Raw genomic sequence first — 23,264 nt, forward strand, 5'->3', positions numbered from 1 at the left:
ATGGCTTTGCCACCGGTCGCCGATGGCGCGCAGCTCCGGCGCCTCCGTGCCGACGCGACGCGCTGGCTGCCGGCTGCACGCGATATTGCGCGCGGCCATGGCTACGACGACGCGCGGCTGGTGCCGTTCGCGGCGGGCACCAATCTGGTTCTCGCGCTGAACGACGGACCGATCCTGAAAGTCTTCCCGCCGTTTCATCGCGGCAAGTTTCAGTCCGAGCGGGCGGCCTTGCGCGTGCTCGCCGGTGGCGTCGGCGACGTCCGTACCCCCGACCTGCGACACGAGGGGGAGCGCGACGGCTGGTGCTATCTGATCATGACCAGGCTCGGCGGCATTCCTGCTTCGGATGTCTGGCGGCAACTACCGGAGCAGGACAAGCGGCTCTTGCTCAGGCAGGTCGGTCGTCTGATCGCCGCCGTGCAGCGGGTCCCGCCTGGCGAGTTGCTCGCGCTCGGTCCGCGCTGGTCGGATTTTTTGAGGATGCAGATGGCCGGATGTCATGCACGCCATCAGAGGCTCGGCTTGCCGCCGACGCTGCTCGCCGGGCTGGACGATCTCCTGCGCGAGGCCGCAGCACTGCTGCCGAAGGATCCGCCGCCGGTCATCCTGACCGGTGAATACATTCCGGAGAATTTCCTCGTCACGCGCAGCGGTGATGGCTGGCAGCTGAGCGGGCTGTTCGACTTCGGCGACGTCATGACCGGTCTTGGCGAGTATGATCTGCTCGGGCCGAGCGCCTTCATGGCAGCGGGTCAGCCCGGGCGCGTGCGTGCCTTGTTCGACGGCTACGGATTTGCCCTGGAGGACATCAACTGGCAGCTGAAGCGACGGCTGCTCGCCTTGATGCTACTGCACCAGGCGAGCGATCCCGTTCGCCACATCTGCATTCCGGATTGGCCGGCCAAGGTCCGCGACTTCGACGAGCTGCAGGCGCTGATCTGGCCGGAGTGATCCCCAACCGGGGCGGCGGTCCAACAGGCGTTGCGTAAATCTGTCGCAGGCTATTTGAAGTGATTATAAATTCAGCAAATATGCAGCTTTGTATGCAATAGGAGGCGTCGAGCCGTACCACTCGGTGAAGGCGCGTCGATATTTCAATAGCTTAGCTTTCGGCCGGGCTTGGCACGAAGCTTGCGATCACTGTTCCCGACAGTCGTTATTCTCGGGAGCATTTGATGAAGCGTCGCGATTTTCTGAAATCCGTGTCCGGTCTGGCTGCGGGGGCCGCGCTGCCAATGGCGCCGGCCATCATGTCTTCCGCCAAGGCCGATGCGCGGTCCGAGACGCTGCTGATCGTGTCCGAAGGCGGTCCCAACAACCTCGACATCCACGGCGTCGGCACCAACGTACCGGGCTACGAGGTGTCCTGGAACTGCTATGATCGCCTGATCAGCCACGAGATGAAGAGCGGCCCCGGCGGGGTGCCGTACTATGACCGCGACAAGTTCAAGCCCGAGCTCGCCGAGGACATGACCATCGGCGACATGTCGGCGACCTTCAAGCTGCGCAAGAACGCCAAATTCCACGACGGCACGCCGGTCACGGCCAAGGACGTGAAGTGGTCGCTCGATCGCGCCGTCAGCGTCGGTGGCTTCCCGACCTTCCAGATGAGCGCGGGCTCGCTGACCAAGCCGGAGCAGTTCGTCATCGTCGATGACCACACCGTGCGCGTCGACTTCCTGAAGAAGGACCGGCTGACGATCCCCGATCTCGCCGTCATCGTACCCTGCGTGGTCAACTCGGAGCTCGTGAAGAAGAACGCGACCGACAAAGACCCATGGGGGCTCGAATATACCAAGCAGCAGACCGCGGGCTCCGGCGCCTACAAGGTGACGAAGTGGACCGCCGGTACCGAAGTGATCATGGAGCGCAACGATGACTGGGTGTGCGGTCCGCTGCCGAAGATCAAGCGCGTGATCTGGCGCATGGTGCCGCAGGCCGGCAACCGCCGCGCGCTGCTCGAGCGTGGTGACGCCGACATCTCCTATGAGCTGCCGAACAAGGACTTCCAGGAGATGAAGTCGAACGGCAAGCACACCGTGATCTCGCTGCCGATCTCTAACGGCATCCAGTATATCGGCATGAACGTGACCAAGCCGCCGTTCGACAATCCCAAGGTTCGGCAGGCGCTCGCCTATGCGATGCCCTATCAGAAGATCATCGACGCCGTGATGTTCGGCCTTGCCAATCCGATGTTCGGTGCGCCGTCCGACAAGGCGACCGAGGTGGCGTGGCCGCAGCCGACGAAGTATTTCACCGACATGGAGAAGGCCAAGGCGCTGCTGGCAGAAGCCGGCTACCCCAACGGCTTCGAGACCACGATCTCGTTCGACCTCAATTTCGCGCAGGTCAACGAGCCGCTGTGCGTGCTCGTGCAGGAGAGCCTCGCCCAGCTCGGCATCAAGACCACCATCAACAAGGTGCCCGGCGCCAACTGGCGCACCGAGCTGAACAAGAAGGAGATGCCGCTCTTCACCAACATCTTCTCCGGTTGGCTCGATTATCCCGAGTACTTTTTCTACTGGTGCTATCACGGCAACAATTCCGTGTTCAACACGATGAGCTACAAGTCGCCCGAGATGGACAAGCTCATCAACGGCGCGCGCGACGCCGCCGCGACCGGGGACAAGGCGACGTACGATGCCGACGTGAAGGGCTTCGTCGATCTCGCCTTCGCCGAGGTGCCGCGCATTCCGCTCTATCAGCCGTTCGTCAACGTCGCGATGCAAAAGAACATCTCCGGCTATCAGTACTGGTTCCACCGCAGGCTCGACTATCGGGCTCTGGTGAAGGGGTGAGGACGTGGGTGACCTTGGTGGTGTGAGCCCAGCTCTCTCATTCCCTCCTCCCTTGTGGGGGAGGGGCAGGGAAGGGGGTAGCCGCACCCACTGCCGTCTCGGCTCACCCCCCACCCCAGCCCTCCCCCACAAGGGGGGAGGGAGCAGACTGCGCCGTGCTGTAGGATCTGGGCCAATTCGGGCGGGGGGCTGCCCATGCTGAGCCTTATCGCCAAGCGCCTCGCCTTCGCGATTCCCTCCCTGATCGGCGTCGTGATCGTCACCTTCCTGCTCACGCGTGCGCTGCCCGGCGATCCCGCGGCGTATTTCGCCGGCCCTGCGGCGACCAAAGAGGCCGTCGAGCAGATCCGTAAGAAGCTCGGCTTCGACAAGCCGCTGGTCGAGCAGTTCTTCCGCTACACCGTCGATCTCGCCCATGGCGATCTCGGCAGTTCGCTAACCACAGGGCAGCCGGTCGCCAGCGAGATCCGCAACCGCCTGCCGGCCTCGGCCGAGCTGACCTTGCTCGGCCTGTTGGTTTCGGTCGCGATCGCGCTGCCGCTCGGCGTGCTCGCGGCGACCCGGCCGGGGTCGTGGATCGACCATACCTGCCGCGTCGTCACGACAGCGGGCGTCTCGCTGCCGGTGTTCTTCACCGGGCTGGTGCTGGTGTACGTGTTCTATTTCCGGCTAGGCTGGTCACCGGCGCCGCTCGGCCGGCTCGACGTGTTTTATAGCGCGCCGGACCCCGTGACCGGCTTCTACCTCATCGATACGCTGATCGCGCGTGACGGTGAGGCGTTTCGCTCGGCGCTGAGTCAGCTGATCCTGCCCGCCGCCACGCTCGCGATCTTCTCGCTGGCGCCGATCGCGCGCATGACACGGGCCTCGATGCTGTCGGTGCTGTCGTCGGAATTCGTCCGCACGGCGCGCGCCTCGGGCCTGTCGCCCGCGACAGTCACCGTGACCTATGCGTTCCGCAACGCCATGCTTCCGGTCATCACGACGCTGTCGATGGTGTTCTCCTTCCTGCTCGGCGCCAACGTGCTGGTGGAGAAGGTGTTCGCCTGGCCCGGCATCGGCTCCTACGCGGTCGAGGCGCTGATCGCCTCCGACTTCGCGCCGGTGCAGGGCTTCGTGCTGACGATGGCCGTGATGTACGTCGTCCTGAACCTCGTCATCGACATTCTCTATGGCGTCATCGATCCCCGTGTGAGGCTGGAAGGATGAGCTCCGTCGCGCCGACCATTGAGCCTGCCGCCGTTCCCTCGCGAATGTCGGGACTGTCAGCCCTGATCGGGCACACGCGCTATGTGCTGGCCGAGAACAAGGTCACGGGCTTCGCCTTCGGCCTCCTGGTCGTGATCCTGTTCGCCGCGGTCTTCGGTCCGTGGATCGTGCCGTATGATCCGCTCGCGAGCGACACGGCGTCGGCGCTGAAGCCGCCGTCGGCGGCGCACTGGTTCGGCACCGATCAGCTCGGCCGCGACATCTTCAGCCGCGTCGTCGTCGCGACCCGGCTCGACACATTCATCGCGGTCGCCTCGGTGGCGCTGGTGTTCTTCATGGGCGGACTTGCCGGCGTCGCCGCCGGTTTCTTCGGCGGCTGGACCGACCGCATCGTCGGCCGCATCGCCGACACCATCATGGCGTTCCCGCTGTTCGTGCTGGCGATGGGCATCGTCGCCGCGCTCGGCAACACCGTGCAGAACATCATCATCGCCACGGCCATCGTGAACTTCCCGCTTTACGCGCGGGTCGCGCGCGCCGAGGCCAATGTCCGCCGCAACGCCGGCTTCGTTCAGGCGGCGCGGCTGTCGGGCAACAGCGAGCTGCGCATTCTGCTCGGCCACGTCCTGCCCAACATCATGCCGATCATGATCGTGCAGATGTCGCTGACGATGGGCTACGCGATCCTCAATGCCGCAGGCCTGTCGTTCATCGGCCTCGGCGTGCGGCCGCCGACGGCGGAATGGGGCATCATGGTCGCCGAGGGCGCCTCCTTCATGGTGTCGGGCGAATGGTGGATCGCGCTGTTTCCGGGCCTTGCGCTGATGATCGCGGTATTCTGCTTCAACCTGCTCGGCGATGGCCTGCGCGACATCGTCGACCCGCAGCGCAGGACGTAGTTGATGGGTGCGCCACAGCAACACTCCGTCATTGCCGCGCTTGACCCGGCAATCCATCCCTTGGAACAGGCCTTCCCTGGCTTGATGGACGCGCGGGTCAAGCCCGCGCATGACGGTCGTAACAAGCGGAGCCATGGATGACCGCCCAGCCGCTGCTCGACGTTCGCGATCTCACGGTCGAATTCTCCACCCGGCGTGGCATCGTCAAGGCCGTGCAGCATGTCGATATCTCCGTCGCCAAGGGCGAGACGCTCGCGATCGTCGGCGAATCCGGCTCGGGGAAGTCGGTGACCTCCTATGCCGTGATGCGCATCCTCGACCGCGCGGGACGGATCGCCGAGGGCTCGGTGATGTTCTCGGGGATCGACGTCAAGGCGGCCGAGGAAAGCGCGATGCGCGATCTGCGCGGCCGCGAGATCTCGATGATCTTCCAGAACCCCCGCGCGGCCCTCAATCCGATCCGGAAAGTGGGCCAGCAGATCGAGGACGTGCTGAGGCAGCACGCCCAGGCGGCCGCGACTGATCGCGCCGAAAAGGCGATCGCAGCGCTCGAGCAGGTCAAGATCGCCCGCCCGCGCGAGCGCTACCACGCCTATCCGTTCGAATTGTCCGGCGGCATGTGCCAGCGCGTCGTCATCGCGCTGGCGCTGGCCTGCAATCCGCAGCTGCTGATCGCGGACGAGCCGACCACCGGCCTCGACGTCACTACGCAGAAGGCGGTGATGGATCTCGTGGTCGAGCTGACCAGGAGCCGCGGCATGTCGACGATCCTGATCACGCACGATCTGGGTCTCGCCGCTGCCTATTGCGATCGCGTCGTGGTGATGGAGAAGGGCCGGGTGGTCGAGACCGCCAGGGCCGCCGACATCTTCGCCAACCCGCAGCATCCCTACACGCGCAAGCTGATGCGCGCGACGCCGCGGCTCGGCGTGTCCCTGCGCGAATTGCTGCCGGAGGAGGAGGCGTCGCAGCAACCTCACTCCGTCATGGCCGGGCTTGACCCGGCCATCCATCCCGTTGCGCGAGACTCGTCGAAGGTGATGGACCCCCGGGTCAAGCCCGGGGGTGACGAGCGGAGTGGGGAGGACGACCGGAGTGCGAGGAGCACCAAGCCGCTCCTTCTCGTCGACAAGCTGGTCAAGGAATATCCCCGCCAGGGCGCCTCGGCGACGTTGTCGAAGCTGTTCGGCCGCAAGCCGGCGGTCGAGCCGGAGATGTTCCGCGCCGTCGACGGCATCAGCTTCACGGTCGGTCATGGCGAGAGCGTCGGCCTGGTCGGCGAATCCGGCTGTGGCAAGTCGACGACGTCGATGATGGTGATGCGGCTGCTCGACCAGAGCTCGGGCCGCATCAGCTTCGATGGCGAGGAGATCGGCAACATCCTGCCGCAGGCCTTTGCCCGGCTGCCGCTGCGCAGCCGCATCCAGATGGTGTTCCAGGATCCGACCGACAGCCTCAATCCGCGCTTCACCGCGGCGCGCGCCATCGCTGATCCGATCCTGCAATTGGGTGACATCAAGGGACGCAATGCGGTCCGCACGCGCTGCGAAGAGTTGGCCACCATGGTCGGCCTGCCGCTCGATCTGCTCGACCGCTTTCCGCACCAATTGTCGGGCGGCCAGAAGGCGCGCGTTGGCATCGCCCGCGCGATTGCGCTGCACCCGAAGCTCGTCATCCTCGACGAGCCCACGGCGGCGCTCGACGTCTCCGTGCAGGCGGTCGTGCTCAATCTGCTGCAGGACCTCAAGCAGCAATTAGGTATGAGCTATCTGTTCGTCTCCCATGATTTGAATGTGGTGCGGCTGTTGTGCGATCGTGTGATCGTGATGCGGTCGGGCCGAATCGTCGAGGAAGGCACCTCCGAACGTGTGCTAGGTCATCCGCAGGATGACTATACGCGGGAGTTGCTGACGGCGATTCCGCACCCGCCATTGCCGGCGCATTGAGCGTGAAAGCTTGAGGAGAAAAGCTGATGGCGGAGCCATTGGACGACTACATCGACGCGGTCGGGCATGCATTGGCTCTGCCGATCGAGGACGCGTGGCGCCCGGCGATTCGCGCCAATCTCGAGGTCTCGCTGAAGATGGCGAAGCTGGTCGACGAATTCTCCCTGCCTGACGAAGCCGAGCCTGCCAGTGTCTTCACCGCTTGATCCTGCCGACATGACCGCGCGCGCGATTGCGGCCGCAGTCGCCACCCGCAAGCTCTCCGCCGTCGAGGCCGCCGACGCTGCGCTGGCGCGGATTGCGGCGCGCGATGGTGTGCTGAATTCCTTTACGGACATCACCGCCGAGCGTGCGCGAGCGAGGGCGCGCGCCGTGGATGCGGCCATCGCTGCGGGCAAGCCCGTCGGTCCGCTCGCCGGCGTGCCGTTTGCGGTGAAGAACCTGTTCGACGTCACGGGGCTGCCGACCCGGGCCGGCTCCAGGATCAACCGCGATCGCCCGGCGGCGACGCGGGACTCGACGCTGATCGCGCGGATGGAAGCCGCCGGCGCGGTGTTGATCGGTGCGCTCAACATGGGCGAATACGCCTACGACTTCACCGGCGAGAACGTGCACGACGGCCCGTCGCGCAATCCGCATGATCCGACGCGGATGAGCGGCGGCTCGTCGGGCGGCTCGGGCAGCGCCGTCGGCGGCGGCCTGGTGCCGATCGCGCTGGGCTCCGACACCAACGGCTCGATCCGCGTGCCGTCCTCGTTCTGCGGCATCTTCGGTCTCAAGCCGACCTATGGCCGGCTGTCGCGTGCGCGCTCGTTTCCGTTCGTCATGAGTCTGGATCATCTCGGTCCGTTCGCGCGCTCAGTCGAGGATCTCGCGCTCGCCTATGACGCCATGCAGGGGCCCGATCCGGACGACGCCGCGTGCACCACGCGGGCACCGGAGCCGGTCTCCGGTCGATTCTCGCAAGGCATCGGCGATCTGCGCATCGCCCTTGCCGGAGGGCACTTCCAGAAGAATCTGTTTCCCGAAGCCGCCGAAGCGGTCGCTCGTGTCGCGGCCGCGCTGAAGGTCACCGAGGTGATCGAGGTGCCCGAAGCGGCGCGCGCCCGCGCCGCGGCTTACGTCATCAGCACCACCGAGGGCGCCTCGCTGCATCTCGACCGGCTGCGCACGCGCCCGGGTGATTTCGATCCGGCGGTGCGCGACCGCCTGATTGCGGGTGCGATGATTCCGGCGCCGATGGTCGACCGCGCGCAGAAGTTTCGCCGCTGGTACCACGCCCGGGTGCTGGAGCTGTTCAAGTCCGTCGACGTGCTGATCGCGCCGGCAACGCCCTGCGTTGCACCCAAGCTCGGGCAGACGACCTTCGTGCTCGACGGCGTCGAGCTGCCGGTGCGCGCCAATATCGGCATTCATACCCAGCCGATCTCGTTCATAGGGCTTCCCGTCGTCGCCGTTCCGATTCCGCTCGAGCCGATGCCCATCGGCGTGCAGATCATCGCGGCGCCGTGGTGCGAACATGTCGCATTGCGTGTGGCCCACGCCTTGCAACAGCTTGGCGTCGCCGCTGCGCCGGCCCCGCGAGGAGTTCTGGAGAATGGAAGTCGATCTGCCTGACGTTGTCGCGGAAGTCACCGCGCAGTTCCAGCGCTATGAACAGGCGCTGGTCGGCAACGACGTCGTCGTGCTCGACGAGCTTTTCAAGCAGGACTCCCGCACACTGCGCTACGGCATCGGCGAGAACCTCTACGGCTACGGCGAGATCGCGGCATTTCGCGCCGCGCGTTCGCCGGCCGGGCTGATGCGGCGGACCGCGCGCACCGTGATCACCGCTTACGGCCGTGACGCCGCGGTCGCCTCGACGCTGTTCTATCGCGACACCGCGCCCGGCAAGGTCGGACGCCAGATGCAGACCTGGATCCGGTTTCCGGAAGGCTGGAGAATCGTCGCTGCCCATGTCAGCATCATCGATGAAGCAAAAGGCGGCTGAGGATGAGCCTGGACGATCTTCCGCCGCGAACGCGGCAGCGGCCCGCCCGCGACTCCGAGATCAAGCGCATCGACCGCGCGCCGCCTGCGGTTGCGAAGATCACCCGCGCCGAGGAGTTGCGCCTGCAACTCGCCGATGAGATCGTGCGCGGCGCGCTAGCGCCGGGGGCGCCGCTGGACGAGACCGAGATCGCCAAGCGCTTCAACGTCTCGCGCACGCCGGTGCGCGAAGCGCTGCGTCAATTGGCGACTTCCGGGCTGATCGAGGCGCGTGCACATCGCGGCGCTGTCGTGGCGCGACCGTCGGCCGACCGTCTCACCGGCATGTTCGAGGCGATGGCCGAGCTCGAGGGCCTGTGCGCCGGTCTCGCGGCGCAGCGCATGACGCCGGTCGAGCGGCAGCGGCTGGAAGCCATCCACGAGGAGCTGCGCAATCTCAGCCACGCCGGCAATCCCGAGCGCTTCCACGAGGTCAACGAGCGCTTCCACAACGCGATCTATGCCGGCGCGCACAATGCCTACATCGCCGAGATCACCTTGGCGACGCGGGTGCGTGTGCAGCCGTTCCGCCGCGCACAGTTCCGCAATCTCGGCCGCCTCGCCAAGTCGCATGCCGAGCACGACCGCGTCGTCGTCGCCATCCTGCGCGGCGACAAGGCCGGCGCGGCGAGTGCCATGAAAGCCCACATCGAGCTGGTGCGCGGCGAATACGAGATCTACGCGGTGTCGGTGTAGCTCTTCGTTCGAGCGGTAGGGTGGGCAAAGCAGCCGCCGTTAGGCGGCAGCGTGCCCACCATCGGGCCACGGACTCCGCGGCGAAACGGTGGGCACGGCGCAACCGCGATCTCGCTCGTTGGGACAGTACGGGCGCGCCTTTGCCTACCCTACGGCAGCGCACGCAATCATGACGCGCGAAATAGATCAGCCCTTCTGCGCCATATACGCTCGCCAGCCGCCGAACTCCGAGATGTCGCGGGCGCCATCGAGCGCGGCCGGCTCGACGAGGAAGCCCTTGGCGGTGCGGCCGTCCGCCAAGCGGATGGTGCCGACCGACAGCGGCGGCGGAATCAGGTTGACGAATTTGCCGAAGCTCGCCGCCGACAGCGCCCAGAGCTCGACCGCCATCGAAGTACCCTGGCCGTCGTCGATCCGCAGCATGCCGGGCTTGGGCGGCGTGGTCGACAGCGCGTAGAGCTTGTAGTCAGGCGCGGTGGTCGTTGCTTCCAGCAGGCGGCCGCCGAGAGCGGTCAGCTCGTGATTGAGCGCCATGCCAGAGAGATGCGCGCCGACGACGACGACGGCGATCTCGTCGCCATGCAGTGCCGGAGACACGGGCGCGAGCGGCGGAAGCGGGACCGGCTTGGCGCCGACCGGCAGCGCCGTGTCGGCATGGAAGGCGCGCCCGAGACTGGCGAGCGCCGCATCGCGGCCGGCTGGCGCAAGCAGGGTGATGCCGAACGGGACGCCGTCGCTGCGCATCGCAGCCGGCACGGCAAGCCCGCAGAGATCGAGCAGGTTGACGAAGTTGGTGTAGGTGCCGAGCCGGCTGTTGAGCTCGATCGGGTTGGCGAGCACGTCCGCGGTGGTGTAGGCGGTCGGCGCCGTCGGCAGCACCAGCGCGTCGACATCGGCGAAGGTGTGCTCGGCCACCTTGCGCAGCGCCTGCAGGCGGTACAGCGCAGCAAAGGTATCAGCGGCGCTGCCGCGCGCGCCGCCGATGGTGATCTCGCGCGTGACCGGATGGATGGCATCGGGATCGGAGGCGAGGAGATCGCGGATCACGAGATAGCGCTCGGCGACCCAGGGGCCTTCATAGAGCAGCCGCGCGGTCTCGTAAAACGGCTCGAGGTCGAACTCGACCAGCTCTGCGCCGAGCTTGACGAAGCGCGCGGCCGCAGCGCCATAGGCGGCGTCCGCTGCCTTGTCGCCGAAGAAGATCAATTGCCCGGGGCGGGGAATGCCGAGCTTCACGCCCTCGGGAAATGCCGTCACGGCCGCAAGCGGCCGGTCGCGCGAGAATGGATCGAGCGGATCCGGCGCTGCCAGCACCGAGAGCGCCGCGACGGCGTCGTCGACCGTCAGCGAGAACACCGAAATGCAGTCGAGCGTGCGGCAGGCCGGCACCAGGCCGGAGGTCGAGATCATGCCGAGGCTCGGCTTCAGGCCGACGATGTTGTTGAGCATCGCCGGCACACGGCCGGAGCCTGCCGTATCCGTCCCGAGCGACAGCGGCACGAGACCCGCGGAGACGGCGACCGCTGAGCCCGAGCTCGATCCGCCCGGAACGAGATCGGCACGCACCGGATTTTTCGGAATGCCATAGGGCGAGCGCACGCCGACGAGGCCGGTGGCGAACTGGTCGAGATTGGTCTTGCCGATGATGATCGCGCCGGCGGCGCGCAGCCGCGCCACCGCGGTGGAATCACGAGATGGCGTGTACGCGAAGGCCGGGCAGCCGGCGGTGGTCGGCAGGCCCGCCACGTCGATGTTGTCCTTCACCGCAACGGGCACGCCGTAGAGCGGCAACGATCTGTCCCTGTCGGCGAGGGTTTCGGCCTCCGCGAGCGCGTCCTTCTCGCCGCGCAGGCTGATGAAAATGGCGGGGTCGTTGTGCGCGCGAATCCGGGCGTAGCAGCGCGCGATCGTGTCGCTTGGCGTTGTCAGGCCGGCGCGATGGGCGGCGACGATCTCGGCAATGGTCTCGGTCACGCGGCGCTCCGCGTCTCGTCCGAGCCCAAACTCTGGCCTGCCATTCCCTTGCGCTCCGCTTCGCCAATCCGGCTGCGAACGTAGCAAGCCATGTGCCATTGTGTACACGGCGGGGATGCGGGCCTGATACGGAAAAATATTGAAAGTCAGTAGGTTGGTGCGCCGTCCGGCAGGTCGTCGGGCGTTCGGATGTGGCTGCCGAAGGCGATTTGCCTATTTGGTGAGCAGGCTTGGCGCCGCCGCCGCCGCCGCCTAGTACCCGCGCCGCTCGGCCTCCCCGCCCGTGATGCGCGCAAGTCGTGCCTCGGTGGCCGAGCCGGCGCCGCGGGCCGTCCGGAACGATGCGGACGGCGGGCGACCCACGGTAGCTCCCGACGACGGCGCGTCGTCAGCCCCGCTGGGGAAGAACAGCAGCGCAACGCTTAGGCCGAGATTGACCAGGGCGCCCACCCACGTGCCGTGGTGCAATGATGTCGCCGCGTATTCGGGAAACCGGCCGGCGATCACGTAGTCCAGAACCATGACGGCGATCCAGGCCGGGATCACACAGACCGGGTCCCAGCCGATGTCGCGAAAGCGCATCGCCTGCAGCATCAGGTTCGCCACCAGGCATAGGCCGATCAGCACCACGATCGGCAGGCTCACCGTCAGCTCCGACGTTTGCGGGGCGAGGGCGGCAAGACCGACGGCCACGACCACGATCAGGACCACCGAAACCAGCGCAAGACCGAGCGAGGCGAGAAAATATTGCAGACGGCCGAGACGCGCATTGAAACCGAAAATGAACCCCAACATCCGCCTCTCCCCGCAGGCCGCGCCGCAATCGGGAGTGCAGCCGACACGGCATATCAGGGCGAAATTGCCGCGCGCCTTCGCCGATAGCTAGAATTTGAAGGATCGAGTGCGACGGCGCTTTCGCGCTGCGGGATCTCATGCGGCCGAAAATATATCGTTGCTAAAGCAACTAATATATGGAACGATCGACCCGATCAGCAATGAAGGCGCGGGATGATCCGCGTCTCGAAGAAGGGACGGGAACGTCATGCGCAGCCTGCTCGCCGCAGGCGCGGCCCCTTGCGCGCGCGCCAACAGATTGCCGCAGCGGACGGGTCAGCCGTTCGGCGGCTCCTGCCTGAGTGGCTCAGCTCGCGCCCGTGACGGCGTCGAGATTGTCGTGGATTCGGCGCAGCAGCGTGATCAGGACTTCCCGCTCATCCTTGTCGAGACAGGCAAGCAGACGCCGCTCGCGTTCCAGCGCGGCGATGATGACCTTGTCGTGCGTCGCGCGGCCCTTGGCCGTCAGCGAGATCGAATGGCTGCGGCCGTCCTCCGGATCGTTGCGGATCGCGATCAGGCCGCGGCCCTTCATCAGCGCCAGCGTACGGCTGACCGGCCCCTTGTCGAAGCCGATCACGCTGCAGATGCGCGAGGCCGGGATGCCCGGCTCGATCGCCAGCAGCGACATGATACGCCATTCGGTGACGTTGACGCCGAAATTGCGCTGATAGAACGCGGTGGCGCTGTTCGACAGCTTGTTGGCGATGAAGGTGATGAAGGCCGGCACATAGCGGTCGAGATCGAGCGTGAGGCCTTGCCCCTCAGCTTCGCGCGGCTGCGCCTTGCGCGGCGTCCCGGATTTCTCGCTCATGATCCCCAACGTCCATGCATCGCCACTCATACGGATACGAAAAGCCGCATGACAAGGCCAAACTTCGGGAGCTCCGCATGAACCCAACAGGTCTTTCCCCTGCTGCCGGTGTGGCGCCGGCCATCCCGCACCTCGCCATCGACCCGTTCTCGTATGAATTCTTCGACGATCCCTATCCCGCGCATCAGGAGATGCGCGAGGCCGGCCCCGTCGTCCATCTGGACGCGTGGAACGTCTACGGCGTCGCCCGCTACGCCGAGGTCTATGCCGTTCTCAACGATCCCCAGACGTTCTGCTCCAGCCGCGGCGTGGGCTTGAGCGACTTCGCCAAGGAGAAGCCGTGGCGGCCGCCGAGCCTAATCCTCGAGGCGGATCCGCCGGCGCATACGCGCACCCGCGCCGTGCTGAGCAAGGTGCTGTCGCCGGCTGTCATGAAGCGGCTGCGCGACGGCTTCATGGCCGCGGCCGAGGCCAAGGTCGACGAGCTCGTAGGCCGGGGCTCGTTCGACGCGATCCCCGATCTCGCCGAGGCCTATCCGCTGTCGGTGTTTCCCGATGCGCTCGGGCTGAAGCCGGAGGGGCGCGAGCATCTCATTCCCTATGCGAGCCTGGTGTTCAACGCATTCGGTCCGCCGAATGAGCTGCGCCAGCAGGCGATCGAGCGCTCGGCGCCGCACCAGGCCTATGTCACGGAGCAGTGCCAGCGCGACAATCTCACGTCCGGCGGCTTCGGCTCCTGCATCCATGCCTTCACCGATAGCGGCGACATCACGCCGGCCGAAGCGCCATTGCTGGTGCGCTCGCTGCTGTCGGCCGGGCTCGACACCACCGTCTACGGCATCGGTGCTGCCGTCTATTGCCTCGCGCGCTTCCCCGACCAATGGGCGCGACTGCGCGCCGATCCCTCGCTCGCCCGCAACGCCTTTGAGGAGGCCGTCCGCTTCGAGAGCCCGGTGCAGACCTTCTTCCGCACCACCACGCGTGACGTCGAACTCGGCGGCGTCACGATTCCCGAAGGCGAGAAGGTGCTGATGTTCTTAGGTAGCGCCAATCGCGACCCGCGCCGCTGGGAGCAGCCCGACGCCTACGACGTCACCCGAAAAGTCTCAGGCCATGTCGGCTTCGGCTCGGGCATCCACATGTGCGTCGGCCAGCTCGTCGCGCGACTCGAAGGCGAGGCGGTGCTGACGGCGCTCGCACGCAAGGTCGGGAGCATCACGATGAGCGGCGAGCCGAAGCGCCGCTACAACAACACGCTGCGCGGGCTGGAGAGCCTGCCGGTCACCTTTACTCCAGCCTGAGCTGTACCATGACCACGATCACCTTCATCCATCCCGACAACCGCAGCGAAAGCGTGGAGGCCGAGGACGGCGCCAGCGTCATGCTGGCGGCCCTGACCCACGGCATCGACGGCATCGTCGCCGAATGCGGCGGCAACGCCGTCTGCGCCACCTGCCACGTCTATGTCGACGGCGCCTGGACCGGCAAGCTCGATCCCGTGTCCGACGATGAGGATGCGCTGCTGGACGGCACCGCCGCCGAGCGAAGGCCGAACAGCCGGCTGTCCTGCCAGATCAAGGTGCAGCCGGCGCTGGCCGGACTGGTGGTGCGCATTCCGGGTCGGCAGAGCTGATTTCGCAACTGGAGACGATCTCCAGTCGCAACGACAACAATCAAACAAGCAACACACGGGGAAGGACATCATGAGGCAGCTCAATTCGTGCGCGCTGGCGCTGGTCGCAATATTCTGCCTTGCAGGCGCGGCGCGGGCCGGCGAGATCTCGGACAATGTCGTACGCGTCGGCGTGCTCAACGACATTTCCGGCATCTTCCAGGACACCAACGGCATGGGCTCGGTCGAGGCCGCGCGCATGGCGGCGGAGGATTTCAACGGTGGCGGTAAAGGCATCAAGGTCGAGATCGTCTATGCCGATCACCAGAACAAGGCCGATGTCGGCTCGGCGATCACGCGCAAATGGCTCGATGTCGACAAGGTCGACGCCGTCGTCGACGTGCCCAACTCCGCGGTCGGCCTGACCGTCAACGAGCTGCTACGCAACAGCCGGATGACGTTCCTAGCCTCGTCCACCGCCAGCTCCGATCTGACCGGCAAGGCGTGCTCGCCCAATACGATCCAGTGGGTCAACGACGCCTGGGCGACCGGCAACACCACGGCAGCCGCGATGATGGGCCGCGGCGGCAAGGACTGGTACTTCATCACGGTCAACTACGCGCTCGGCCAGGGCATCGAGGCGGAGGCCACCAACTACATCGAGAAGCACGGCGGCAAGGTGCTCGGTTCGGCCAAGCATCCGCTCGGCACGACGGACTTCGCCTCGTTCCTGCTGCAGGCGCAGGGCTCGAAGGCCAAGGTGATCGGGCTGGCGAATGCGGGCGGCGACACCATCAATGCGGTCAAGCAGGCGTCCGAGTTCGGCATCCAGCAGGGCGGCCAGTCGCTGGTCGCGTTCCTGCTGTTCATCAATGACATCCATGGCATGGGCTTGAAGGCGGCGCAGGGCCTGCAACTGCTCGAAGCCTTCTACTGGGACATGGACGACGATACCCGCGCCTTCGCCAAGCGCTTCGCGGCGCGCCCCGGCATGAACGGCAAGATGCCGAGCGGCAACCAGGCCGGCGTCTACGCCTCGACGCTTGCCTATCTCAATGCGGTTGCGGCCACCGGCAGTGACGATGCCAAGGACGTCGTGCCGCAGATGAAGACGGTGAAGGGCAAGGACAAGCTGTTCGGCGATGTGACGATCCGGGCCGACGGCCGCGTGGTGCACCCGATGTATCTGTTCGAGGTCAAGAAGCCGGAGGAGTCGAAATATCCTTACGACTACTATCGTCTGGTCTCGACGATTCCGGCCGAGCGGGCGTTCCGGCCGATTGCGGACGGTGGTTGCGCGCTGGTGAAGTGACGCTCGTTGCGAGTGATACCGAGAGTATCGCAGCCGGCCGTGTCAGGCTGACGCGGCCGGTTCTGCTGTGCTGCGGTATCCTTAACAGGCACTATAGTTCTTGCCTTTGTCCGTTTCCGGGAATTATGGTGCATGGATCGATGGCGCGCAGGATGAGCACCGCGCGGCGGGCGCTGCGGCGAAACGCCGCCGCTGGTCGTGCTACTGCGTGCCGGCGACGAAACAACGATAAGAACGATTTGCTTGAGGGGAGGGAAGACCATGAAGAGGTTCTGGCTGGCGGGTGCTGCGGCACTGCTGTTTTCGAGCACGGCCTATGCCGGCGACACCATCAAGATCGGCTTCGTCTCGACGTTCAGCGGCCCGACCGCCGTGATCGGCAACGACATGCGCAACTCGTTCGAGCTCGCGCTCGACCATCTCGGCCGCAAGATCGACGGCAAACCGGTCGAGGTGATCTACGAGGACGACCAGCAGAAGCCTGACGTCGGCAAGCAGAAGACCGAGAAGCTGGTGCAGTCCGACAAGGTCGACTTCATCGTCGGCTACATCTGGTCGAACGTGCTGCTGGCGTCGCTGAAGACCGCGGTGGATTCCCAGACCTTTCTGATCTCGGCCAATGCCGGCCCGTCGCAGCTCGCCGGTGAATTGTGCTCGCCTTACGTGTTCTCGACCTCCTGGCAGAACGACCAGACGCCCGCCGCGATGGGCCTCTACATGAACCAGAAGGGCGTCAAGTCGGTGTTTCTGATCGGCCCGAACTATGCGGCCGGCAAGGACATGCTGGCGGGCGTGAAGAGCACCTTCAAGGGCCAGGTCGTCGGTGAGGAATACACGGTGTGGCCGAGCCAGCTCGACTTTTCCGCCGAGCTCTCCAAGGCGCGCGCCTCGGGCGCCGAATCCATCTTCGTGTTCTATCCCGGCGCTGCCGGCGTGCAATTCCTCAATCAATATTCGCAGGCCGGCCTCAAGGAGAAGATGCCGCTCTACACCGCCTTCACCGTCGACGAATTGTCGCTGCCGCTGCAGAAGGACAATGCGATCGGCGTGCCCGGCGCCCAGGAATGGGTCAACGACCTGCCGAACGAGCAGAACAAGAAGTTCGTCGCCGACTACCGCAAGAAATACACCGGCCTGCGTCCGACCTATTACGGCGCTCAGGCCTACGACGCGGCGCAGCTGATCAACAGCGCCGTGGTTGCGGTCAAGGGCGACACGTCCAAGAAGGACGCGATGAAGGCCGAGATGGAGAAGGCCAACTTCAAGTCGCTGCGCGGCTCCTTCAAGTTCGGCAACAACCACATCCCGATCCAGAACTTCTACCTGCAGGACGTGGTCAAGGACGCCGACGGCCAGCTGTCGCTGAAGATGGTCGCCACCATCGTCGAGAACGACCAGGACCGCTTCCACGACAAGTGCCCGATGAAGTGAGCGGAAAGAATTCCGAGCCAGGGGACGAAACAGGCCTGGAATTTGCTTGAAGCTTAAAACATCTCCGGCCTAAGATCGGGACGGACATGGCGGCAGCGCCTGGAACGGGTTCTGCCGCCGTCTTTTTGAGCGTGAAGTGAGGGGCATGCTTCTCGTCGTCGAACAATTCCTGAACGGGCTGCAGTTCGGACTGCTGCTGTTCCTGCTGGCCGCCGGCCTGACGCTGGTGTTCGGCATCATGGACCTCGTCAACCTCGCCCACGGCTCGCTCTACATGATGGGCGCCTATTTCGCGGCGACCTTCGTGGCCTGGACCGGCAGCTTCGTGCTCGGCGCGGTCATGGCGCTCGGTGCCACGCTTCTGCTCGGCATCGTGCTCGAATTCACGGCACTACGCCATCTCTATGGGCGCGACCATCTCGACCACGTGCTCGCGACGTTCGGCCTGATCCTGTTCTTCAACGAGGCCGTCCGGCTGATCTGGGGCCCGGCGGGACTGGCGCTGCCGCTGCCATCCTGGCTCGCCTTCCCGGTCACGATCCTGCCCGGTATCCAATATCCGGCCTATCGGCTCGCGATCATCGTCGTGGCGTTGCTGGTGGCGCTTCTGCTCTATCTCGGCGTGATGAGGACGCGGATCGGCATGCTGATCCGCGCAGGCGCCTCCAACCGCGAGATGATCGGCGCGCTCGGCATCAACATCAAGCTGCTCTACACGTTGGTGTTCGGCCTCGGCGCCGCGCTCGCCGGCCTCGCCGGGCTCATGCAGGCGCCGATCCTCACGGTGCAGATCGGCATGGGCGAGAACATCCTGATTCTCGCCTTCGTGGTGATCGTGATCGGCGGCATCGGCTCGATCCGCGGCGCCTTCATCGCGGCGATCATGATCGGTCTGATCGATACCATGGGCCGCGCCTTCCTGCCCAATCTGCTGCGCCAGGTCCTGAACTCGGCCGCGGCCTCCACTGCGGCGCCGGCGATGTCGTCGATGCTGATCTATCTCCTGATGGCGATCGTGCTGGTGGCGCGGCCTGAAGGTCTGTTTCCGGCCAACCGCAGATGAAATCCTCGTTCAACGTTTCGACCATCGTGGCCATCATCGTCGTGGCCGGCCTGGTGCTGCTGCCGGTCTATTCGAACCTCTCCGGCAACATCTTCATCCTCACGCTGTTCACCCGCATCGTGATCCTGGCGCTGGCGGCCGTCAGCCTCAACCTGATCATGGGCTATGGCGGCATGATGAGCTTCGGCCATGCCGCCTATCTCGGCATCGGCGGCTACGCCGTCGGCATCCTGGCGCAGGAGGGCATCGGCTCCGGCTATGCACAGTTCGCGGTCGCCATCGCGGTTTCGGCGCTCTACGCGCTGGTCATCGGCGCGCTCTCCTTGCGTACCCGCGGCGTCTATTTCATCATGATTACGCTGGCCTTTGCGCAGATGGCCTACTACGTCGTGTCCGGCCTCGCCCGTTACGGCGGGGATGACGGGCTCACGGTCTACAAGCGCAGCGATTTCGGCGGCCTGATCAATCTCGGCAACCGCGTGCAGTTCTATTATCTCTGCCTGTTCTGCCTGCTTGCCGTCGTGGTCCTGATCTGGCGGATCGTCAATTCGCGCTTCGGCCTCGTGCTGCAGGGCCTGCGCTCCAACGAGCAGCGCATGCAGGCGATCGGCTTCCCGTCGAAGCGCTACAAGCTGGCGTGCTTCGTCATCGCCGGCATGCTCTGTGGCCTGTCCGGCGCGCTGCTTGCCAACAACACCGATTTCGTCAGCCCTGCCGTGATGTACTGGACCCGCTCCGGCGACCTCATGGTGATGGTCATCCTCGGCGGCATGGGCACCCTGATGGGGCCGGTCGTCGGCTCGGTCGTGTTCCTGGTGCTGGAAGAGGTGCTGTCGCAGATCACCGAATATTGGGCGCTGATCATGGGGCCGCTGCTGCTGCTGATCGTGCTGTTCGGCCGCGGCGGCATCATGGGCATGCTCGGGAGGTTGAACCGTGGCTGAACCTCTGCTTCGCGTCGACAATCTCGTGCGCCGGTTCGGCGGCATCGTCGCGACCGATCACGTCTGTCTCGACGTTGCCAAGGGCGAGATCCACGCCATCATCGGGCCGAACGGCGCCGGCAAGACCACGCTGATCAGCCAGCTCACCGGCCACCTGGCGCCGCATGCGGGTCGCATTTTCTTAGGGGGCCGCGACATCTCGCATTTCCCCGCCTATAAGCGCAGCGCGCTGGGGCTGGCGCGTTCGTTCCAGATCACCTCGCTGCTGACCGACTTCACCGCGGCCGACAATGTCGCGCTTGCGGCGCAAGCCCATGACGGCAAGCACTCGTTCCGTTTCTTCGCCGCCGCGCGCAAGGACAAGCCGCTGCGCGCCGCCGCGCACGCCGCGCTGGAGCGCGTCGGTCTCGGCCATCGCGCCGACGTGCTGGTGTCGAAGCTCAGCCATGGCGAGCAGCGCGAGCTGGAGCTCGCGGTCGCGCTCGCGACCAAGCCGCAGCTCCTGCTGCTCGACGAGCCGATGGCCGGCCTGGGGGTGACCGAGTCGCAGCGCATGGTGAAGTTGCTGAACGAGCTGCGCAAGGAAGTGTCGATCGTGCTGGTCGAGCACGACATGGAGGCGGTGTTCGCGCTCGCCGACCGCATCTCGGTCCTCGTCTATGGCCGCATCATCGCCTCAGGCAAGCCGGACGAGATCCGGCAGAACGAGGAGGTCAAGCGCGCCTATCTCGGCGATCAGCATGTGGTGGTCGGCCATGGTTGATCTGGGGACAAGCGCCATGCTGCTCGAGGTCGACGGCATCGAGACCTGTTACGGCCTGAGCCAGGTCTTGTTCGGCCTGTCGTTGGCGATCCGTCCCGGCGAGATGGTCTCGCTGATGGGCCGCAACGGCATGGGCAAGACCACCACCATCCGCTCGATCATGGGTCTGACCCAGGCCCGCGCCGGCCTGATCCGCTTCAGCGGTCAGGAGACGCGAAAGCTGCCGTCCTACAGGATCGCTCAGCTCGGCATCGGCCTGGTGCCGGAGGGACGGCAGATCTTTCCGAATCTGACCGTCACCGAGAATCTCGTGGCGGCCTCGGCCAACCGGCTCGGCGCGTCCGATCCTTGGACGCTCGACAAGATCCACGCGCTGTTTCCGCGGCTCGCCGAACGCGGCAGCAACATGGGCAACCAGCTCTCGGGCGGCGAGCAGCAGATGCTGGCGATCGGCCGGGCGCTGATGACCAACCCAAAACTCCTCATCCTCGACGAGGCGACCGAGGGCCTGGCGCCGTTGATCCGAGAGGAGATCTGGAACTGCCTCTCGCTGCTGAAATCGCGCGGGCAGTCGATCCTGGTGATCGACAAGAATGTCGGACATCTGACCCGCATCTGCGACCGCCACTACATCATCGAGCGTGGCCGCACCGTGTGGCACGGCACGTCGGAGCAACTGATGGCCGAGCCGGAGCTGCAGCACCGCTATCTGGGGATTTGAGGGCGGCGCGCTGCCGGCTATTCCGACGTGGAAGCGGATTGACTCAAATCAAGATCGCGTCGGGCGTTGGGGCGTAGATTTTGACAGTTGCCCCGACATGCGCCGATTTTTCGCATTGAGGCGCGGCTTGGACGGGATTATTTTTCCAGGGTAGTAGTTTGTTTTTCCTTTTATCAGAGGTTGAACAAATGCGTGCACCTCGTATCCGAATCGAATCACCGCAGAAAGCCGTGGCCGGCCTGCGCGGCTTCTGGTCTGTTCATTCCGACCTTGAGACGGGGCTGTGTCTCGCCTTCATGCTGATCGTCGGAATCATCGTGAAAATGACGCCGCCACTTTAGACCTCAGCGATGGAACGGGATGTACTTCTGGTACTCCTTCGGCACCCGGCTGCGATAGCGCGACGGCACCGTGCCGCTGCGCAGGGAGTCCTCGACTTCCTTGCGCGTGCTGGTCCTCGTCCGCGTCTTCTTCGGCGCGGTCGCCTCGCTGGCCGGCTTGGCGTCGCCGGGTTTCTCGGCCGAGGCGGCTGGTGCGGGAGTGGCTGTCGGCGTGGGGCTCGCGGCGGGAGCAGGTTGCGCCGGCGTATCGGGAGCGGGCGCGCTCTGCGCGAGGGCTGCATCGGCGGCGAGGCTGAGAGCCAGAATGGTTGCCAATGCGATCCCGGAAGACCTGATCATATCAACGAGACTCCAAGCCACCGCGACTGACGGGCCTGCCTGATGATGTCGCCCCCGTGCACCGGACGGTTCATGCTGTCGTCGCATGGCCCGGCGTCGGCTGACGCGCCACCTCGCCCAAGAAGAATTCTGAGTGCCGAATTTTTGAGCATAGCGTGCCGCCGGTTCCGTTGAATCGCAAGCATTTTTCGCTGGCACGCGGATTGCTCCTCTCACTGCTCAGAGTTGGCAGCTAGGGTTCCGGTTCTCCATCGAGAATGCTGGTCCGAGAGCAGCCGCCAGGGGAGAGCCCTGGTGCACGGCGGGATAAAAACCCGGGAGACCTCAGTGGCCGCGCTTGGCAGGCACGAGGTTCTTCATGCCAGTCCGCGGTCAGAAAACCGATGAGGGACTGGACATGGGAAAAGCGCGAAATCTGTTTGTTGCACTGCTCGCTGCATCGACGCTGGCGACCGCATCGCTGTCATCAGCGTCAGCTGAGAAGAAGAAGGAATTCAATATCGCCTGGACGATCTATGTCGGCTGGATGCCGTGGCCCTATGCGGCCGAGTCCGGCATCGTCAAGAAATGGGCCGACAAATACGGCATCTCGATCAAGGTCACCCAGATCAACGACTACGTCGAGTCGATCAACCAGTACACCGCCGGCAAGTTCGACGGCGTCACCGTCACCAACATGGATGCGCTGACCATCCCCGCTGCCGGCGGCGTCGACACGTCGGCCATCATCATGGGCGACTATTCCAACGGCAATGACGGCGTCGTGCTGAAGAAAGGCAAGACGCTGGCCGACATCAAGGGCCAGAAGGTCAACCTCGTCGAGCTCTCGGTGTCGCACTATCTGCTGGCGCGCGGCCTCGAGACCGTGAAGCTGTCCGAGAAGAACATCAAGACCGTCAACACCTCCGACGCCGACATCGTCGCCGCTGCGAAGTCGCCCGACACCACCGCGGTCGTGACCTGGAATCCGCAACTCCTGGAGGTGAAGGCCGAGCCGGGTGCAACGCTGGTGTTCGACTCCAGCAAGATCCCCGGCGAAATCGAGGATCTCCTGGTCGTCAACAGCGCGACGCTCAAGGACAATCCGGAACTCGGCAAGGCGCTGACCGGCATCTGGTACGAGACCATCTCGCTGATGAAGGACCAGAGCGAGAAGGGCAAGGCCGCGCGCGAGGCGATGGCCAAGCTGTCGGGCACCGATCTCGCCGGTTTCGAGACCCAGCTCAAGACCACGTTCATGTACTATGAGCCGAAGGACGCGCTCGCCTTCATGACCGGACCGGAGCTGCCGAAGATCATGGATCTCGTGCGCACCTTCTGCTTCGATCACAATCTGCTTGGCGAGAAGGTGAAGTCGAAGGATGCGGTCGGCATCTCCACGCCAACGAAGGCGCTGGGCTCGGCCAGCAACGTGAAGCTGCGCTTCGATCCGACCTTCATGAAGATGGCGGCCGAAGGAAAGCTCTGATCGTGTTCCCGCCGGGCAACCAGTGTCTCCCCTCATCCTGAGGAGCTTGCGCGGGCGCAAGCGTCTCGAAGA

23 protein-coding genes and 1 riboswitch are annotated in these 23,264 nt (G+C 65.2%); of the genes, 19 read left to right on the forward strand and 4 right to left on the reverse strand.

Annotated features, from left to right (window positions below; all coding sequences use genetic code 11):
* The 9 genes from QX051_RS27260 to QX051_RS27300 all read left to right on the forward strand — a co-directional run bounded on the left by QX051_RS27260 (position 1) and on the right by QX051_RS27300 (position 9,576).
* The gene (locus QX051_RS27260) at positions 1–951 is read left to right on the forward strand and encodes an aminoglycoside 3'-phosphotransferase/choline kinase family protein (protein WP_315778249.1); all 951 of its coding nucleotides are present in this window, start codon (positions 1–3) and stop codon (positions 949–951) included.
* A 224-nt stretch (positions 952–1,175) separates the two neighbouring features.
* Positions 1,176–2,798, forward strand: a complete 1,623-nt coding sequence (locus QX051_RS27265) for an ABC transporter substrate-binding protein (RefSeq protein ID WP_315778250.1) — start codon at positions 1,176–1,178, stop codon at positions 2,796–2,798.
* A 195-nt stretch (positions 2,799–2,993) separates the two neighbouring features.
* Complete coding sequence (locus QX051_RS27270) at positions 2,994–4,007, forward strand: ABC transporter permease (RefSeq protein ID WP_315740547.1); 1,014 nt, start codon at positions 2,994–2,996, stop codon at positions 4,005–4,007.
* Positions 4,004–4,906 (forward strand): ABC transporter permease, encoded by a 903-nt coding sequence (locus QX051_RS27275; protein WP_315778251.1) that lies wholly within the window; start codon positions 4,004–4,006, stop codon positions 4,904–4,906. The genes QX051_RS27270 and QX051_RS27275 overlap by 4 nt, the downstream gene beginning before the upstream one ends.
* Before the next feature lie 137 nt (positions 4,907–5,043).
* Complete coding sequence (locus QX051_RS27280; RefSeq protein ID WP_315778252.1) at positions 5,044–6,852, forward strand: ABC transporter ATP-binding protein; 1,809 nt, start codon at positions 5,044–5,046, stop codon at positions 6,850–6,852.
* 26 nt (positions 6,853–6,878) lie between these two features.
* A complete protein-coding gene (locus QX051_RS27285) occupies positions 6,879–7,058 on the forward strand; it encodes a DUF4089 domain-containing protein (protein ID WP_315740544.1) in 180 nt (59 codons plus the stop codon).
* Between the two features lie 10 nt (positions 7,059–7,068).
* Positions 7,069–8,469: an AtzE family amidohydrolase gene (locus tag QX051_RS27290; RefSeq protein WP_315778282.1), complete on the forward strand. Its 1,401-nt coding sequence runs from the start codon at positions 7,069–7,071 to the stop codon at positions 8,467–8,469.
* Positions 8,450–8,842 (forward strand): oxalurate catabolism protein HpxZ, encoded by a 393-nt coding sequence (gene hpxZ, locus QX051_RS27295; protein WP_315778253.1) that lies wholly within the window; start codon positions 8,450–8,452, stop codon positions 8,840–8,842. The genes QX051_RS27290 and hpxZ overlap by 20 nt, the downstream gene beginning before the upstream one ends.
* 2 nt (positions 8,843–8,844) lie before the next feature.
* Positions 8,845–9,576 (forward strand): GntR family transcriptional regulator, encoded by a 732-nt coding sequence (locus QX051_RS27300; RefSeq protein WP_315740542.1) that lies wholly within the window; start codon positions 8,845–8,847, stop codon positions 9,574–9,576.
* Between the two features lie 186 nt (positions 9,577–9,762).
* Here QX051_RS27300 and atzF read toward each other — a convergent pair whose 3' ends face one another.
* From atzF to QX051_RS27315, 3 genes are all read right to left on the reverse strand, one after another.
* Positions 9,763–11,550, reverse strand: coding sequence for an allophanate hydrolase (gene atzF, locus QX051_RS27305; protein WP_315778254.1), 1,788 nt, complete (start codon positions 11,548–11,550; stop codon positions 9,763–9,765).
* Positions 11,551–11,802: 252 nt separating this feature from the next.
* Complete coding sequence (locus QX051_RS27310; protein WP_315778255.1) at positions 11,803–12,345, reverse strand: DUF805 domain-containing protein; 543 nt, start codon at positions 12,343–12,345, stop codon at positions 11,803–11,805.
* A 346-nt stretch (positions 12,346–12,691) separates the two neighbouring features.
* Positions 12,692–13,198 carry a MarR family winged helix-turn-helix transcriptional regulator gene (locus QX051_RS27315; RefSeq protein WP_315740539.1) on the reverse strand — a complete coding sequence of 169 codons (507 nt, stop codon included), beginning with the start codon at positions 13,196–13,198 and terminating at the stop codon, positions 12,692–12,694.
* Positions 13,199–13,275: 77 nt separating this feature from the next.
* Between QX051_RS27315 and QX051_RS27320 the strand changes: the two genes are divergently transcribed.
* The 9 genes from QX051_RS27320 to QX051_RS27360 all read left to right on the forward strand — a co-directional run bounded on the left by QX051_RS27320 (position 13,276) and on the right by QX051_RS27360 (position 21,385).
* Complete coding sequence (locus QX051_RS27320; RefSeq protein ID WP_315778256.1) at positions 13,276–14,499, forward strand: cytochrome P450; 1,224 nt, start codon at positions 13,276–13,278, stop codon at positions 14,497–14,499.
* A gap of 8 nt (positions 14,500–14,507) precedes the next feature.
* The gene (locus QX051_RS27325) at positions 14,508–14,831 is read left to right on the forward strand and encodes a 2Fe-2S iron-sulfur cluster-binding protein (protein WP_315778258.1); all 324 of its coding nucleotides are present in this window, start codon (positions 14,508–14,510) and stop codon (positions 14,829–14,831) included.
* Positions 14,832–14,901: 70 nt separating this feature from the next.
* Complete coding sequence (locus QX051_RS27330) at positions 14,902–16,122, forward strand: ABC transporter substrate-binding protein (RefSeq protein WP_315778259.1); 1,221 nt, start codon at positions 14,902–14,904, stop codon at positions 16,120–16,122.
* 261 nt (positions 16,123–16,383) lie between these two features.
* Positions 16,384–17,553, forward strand: coding sequence for an ABC transporter substrate-binding protein (locus tag QX051_RS27335; protein ID WP_315778260.1), 1,170 nt, complete (start codon positions 16,384–16,386; stop codon positions 17,551–17,553).
* 145 nt (positions 17,554–17,698) lie between these two features.
* On the forward strand, positions 17,699–18,616 hold the full coding sequence (locus tag QX051_RS27340; RefSeq protein WP_315740534.1) for a branched-chain amino acid ABC transporter permease: 918 nt from the start codon (positions 17,699–17,701) through the stop codon (positions 18,614–18,616).
* Positions 18,613–19,560 (forward strand): branched-chain amino acid ABC transporter permease, encoded by a 948-nt coding sequence (locus QX051_RS27345; protein WP_315778261.1) that lies wholly within the window; start codon positions 18,613–18,615, stop codon positions 19,558–19,560. The genes QX051_RS27340 and QX051_RS27345 overlap by 4 nt, the downstream gene beginning before the upstream one ends.
* Positions 19,553–20,323: an ABC transporter ATP-binding protein gene (locus QX051_RS27350; protein WP_315740532.1), complete on the forward strand. Its 771-nt coding sequence runs from the start codon at positions 19,553–19,555 to the stop codon at positions 20,321–20,323. The genes QX051_RS27345 and QX051_RS27350 overlap by 8 nt, the downstream gene beginning before the upstream one ends.
* A 16-nt stretch (positions 20,324–20,339) precedes the next feature.
* On the forward strand, positions 20,340–21,044 hold the full coding sequence (locus tag QX051_RS27355; RefSeq protein ID WP_315757686.1) for an ABC transporter ATP-binding protein: 705 nt from the start codon (positions 20,340–20,342) through the stop codon (positions 21,042–21,044).
* A 188-nt stretch (positions 21,045–21,232) separates the two neighbouring features.
* On the forward strand, positions 21,233–21,385 hold the full coding sequence (locus QX051_RS27360) for a transporter (RefSeq protein WP_315778262.1): 153 nt from the start codon (positions 21,233–21,235) through the stop codon (positions 21,383–21,385).
* Positions 21,386–21,388: 3 nt separating this feature from the next.
* On the opposite strand, the gene QX051_RS27365 is transcribed toward QX051_RS27360, so the two are convergent.
* Positions 21,389–21,724 carry a hypothetical protein gene (locus QX051_RS27365; RefSeq protein ID WP_315778263.1) on the reverse strand — a complete coding sequence of 112 codons (336 nt, stop codon included), beginning with the start codon at positions 21,722–21,724 and terminating at the stop codon, positions 21,389–21,391.
* A 221-nt stretch (positions 21,725–21,945) separates the two neighbouring features.
* A riboswitch (guanidine-I (ykkC/yxkD leader) is annotated at positions 21,946–22,047 on the forward strand.
* A gap of 74 nt (positions 22,048–22,121) precedes the next feature.
* Here QX051_RS27365 and QX051_RS27370 point away from each other — a divergent pair.
* Positions 22,122–23,192, forward strand: a complete 1,071-nt coding sequence (locus QX051_RS27370) for a putative urea ABC transporter substrate-binding protein (RefSeq protein ID WP_315778264.1) — start codon at positions 22,122–22,124, stop codon at positions 23,190–23,192.
* Positions 23,193–23,264: the final 72 nt, after the last annotated feature.

Source organism: Bradyrhizobium sp. SZCCHNR1053 (assembly GCF_032381235.1).
Taxonomy (GTDB): domain Bacteria; phylum Pseudomonadota; class Alphaproteobacteria; order Rhizobiales; family Xanthobacteraceae; genus Bradyrhizobium.

Coding starts and splice junctions, on each gene's coding strand:
- QX051_RS27260 (WP_315778249.1), top strand. CDS start 1: ATGGCTTTGCCACCGGTCGCCGATGGCGCGCAGCTCCGGCGCCTCCGT.
- QX051_RS27265 (WP_315778250.1), top strand. CDS start 1,176: ATGAAGCGTCGCGATTTTCTGAAATCCGTGTCCGGTCTGGCTGCGGGG.
- QX051_RS27270 (WP_315740547.1), top strand. CDS start 2,994: ATGCTGAGCCTTATCGCCAAGCGCCTCGCCTTCGCGATTCCCTCCCTG.
- QX051_RS27275 (WP_315778251.1), top strand. CDS start 4,004: ATGAGCTCCGTCGCGCCGACCATTGAGCCTGCCGCCGTTCCCTCGCGA.
- QX051_RS27280 (WP_315778252.1), top strand. CDS start 5,044: ATGACCGCCCAGCCGCTGCTCGACGTTCGCGATCTCACGGTCGAATTC.
- QX051_RS27285 (WP_315740544.1), top strand. CDS start 6,879: ATGGCGGAGCCATTGGACGACTACATCGACGCGGTCGGGCATGCATTG.
- QX051_RS27290 (WP_315778282.1), top strand. CDS start 7,069: ATGACCGCGCGCGCGATTGCGGCCGCAGTCGCCACCCGCAAGCTCTCC.
- hpxZ (WP_315778253.1), top strand. CDS start 8,450: ATGGAAGTCGATCTGCCTGACGTTGTCGCGGAAGTCACCGCGCAGTTC.
- QX051_RS27300 (WP_315740542.1), top strand. CDS start 8,845: ATGAGCCTGGACGATCTTCCGCCGCGAACGCGGCAGCGGCCCGCCCGC.
- QX051_RS27310 (WP_315778255.1), bottom strand. CDS start 12,345: ATGTTGGGGTTCATTTTCGGTTTCAATGCGCGTCTCGGCCGTCTGCAA.
- QX051_RS27315 (WP_315740539.1), bottom strand. CDS start 13,198: ATGAGCGAGAAATCCGGGACGCCGCGCAAGGCGCAGCCGCGCGAAGCT.
- QX051_RS27320 (WP_315778256.1), top strand. CDS start 13,276: ATGAACCCAACAGGTCTTTCCCCTGCTGCCGGTGTGGCGCCGGCCATC.
- QX051_RS27325 (WP_315778258.1), top strand. CDS start 14,508: ATGACCACGATCACCTTCATCCATCCCGACAACCGCAGCGAAAGCGTG.
- QX051_RS27330 (WP_315778259.1), top strand. CDS start 14,902: ATGAGGCAGCTCAATTCGTGCGCGCTGGCGCTGGTCGCAATATTCTGC.
- QX051_RS27335 (WP_315778260.1), top strand. CDS start 16,384: ATGAAGAGGTTCTGGCTGGCGGGTGCTGCGGCACTGCTGTTTTCGAGC.
- QX051_RS27340 (WP_315740534.1), top strand. CDS start 17,699: ATGCTTCTCGTCGTCGAACAATTCCTGAACGGGCTGCAGTTCGGACTG.
- QX051_RS27345 (WP_315778261.1), top strand. CDS start 18,613: ATGAAATCCTCGTTCAACGTTTCGACCATCGTGGCCATCATCGTCGTG.
- QX051_RS27355 (WP_315757686.1), top strand. CDS start 20,340: ATGCTGCTCGAGGTCGACGGCATCGAGACCTGTTACGGCCTGAGCCAG.
- QX051_RS27360 (WP_315778262.1), top strand. CDS start 21,233: ATGCGTGCACCTCGTATCCGAATCGAATCACCGCAGAAAGCCGTGGCC.
- QX051_RS27365 (WP_315778263.1), bottom strand. CDS start 21,724: ATGATCAGGTCTTCCGGGATCGCATTGGCAACCATTCTGGCTCTCAGC.
- QX051_RS27370 (WP_315778264.1), top strand. CDS start 22,122: ATGGGAAAAGCGCGAAATCTGTTTGTTGCACTGCTCGCTGCATCGACG.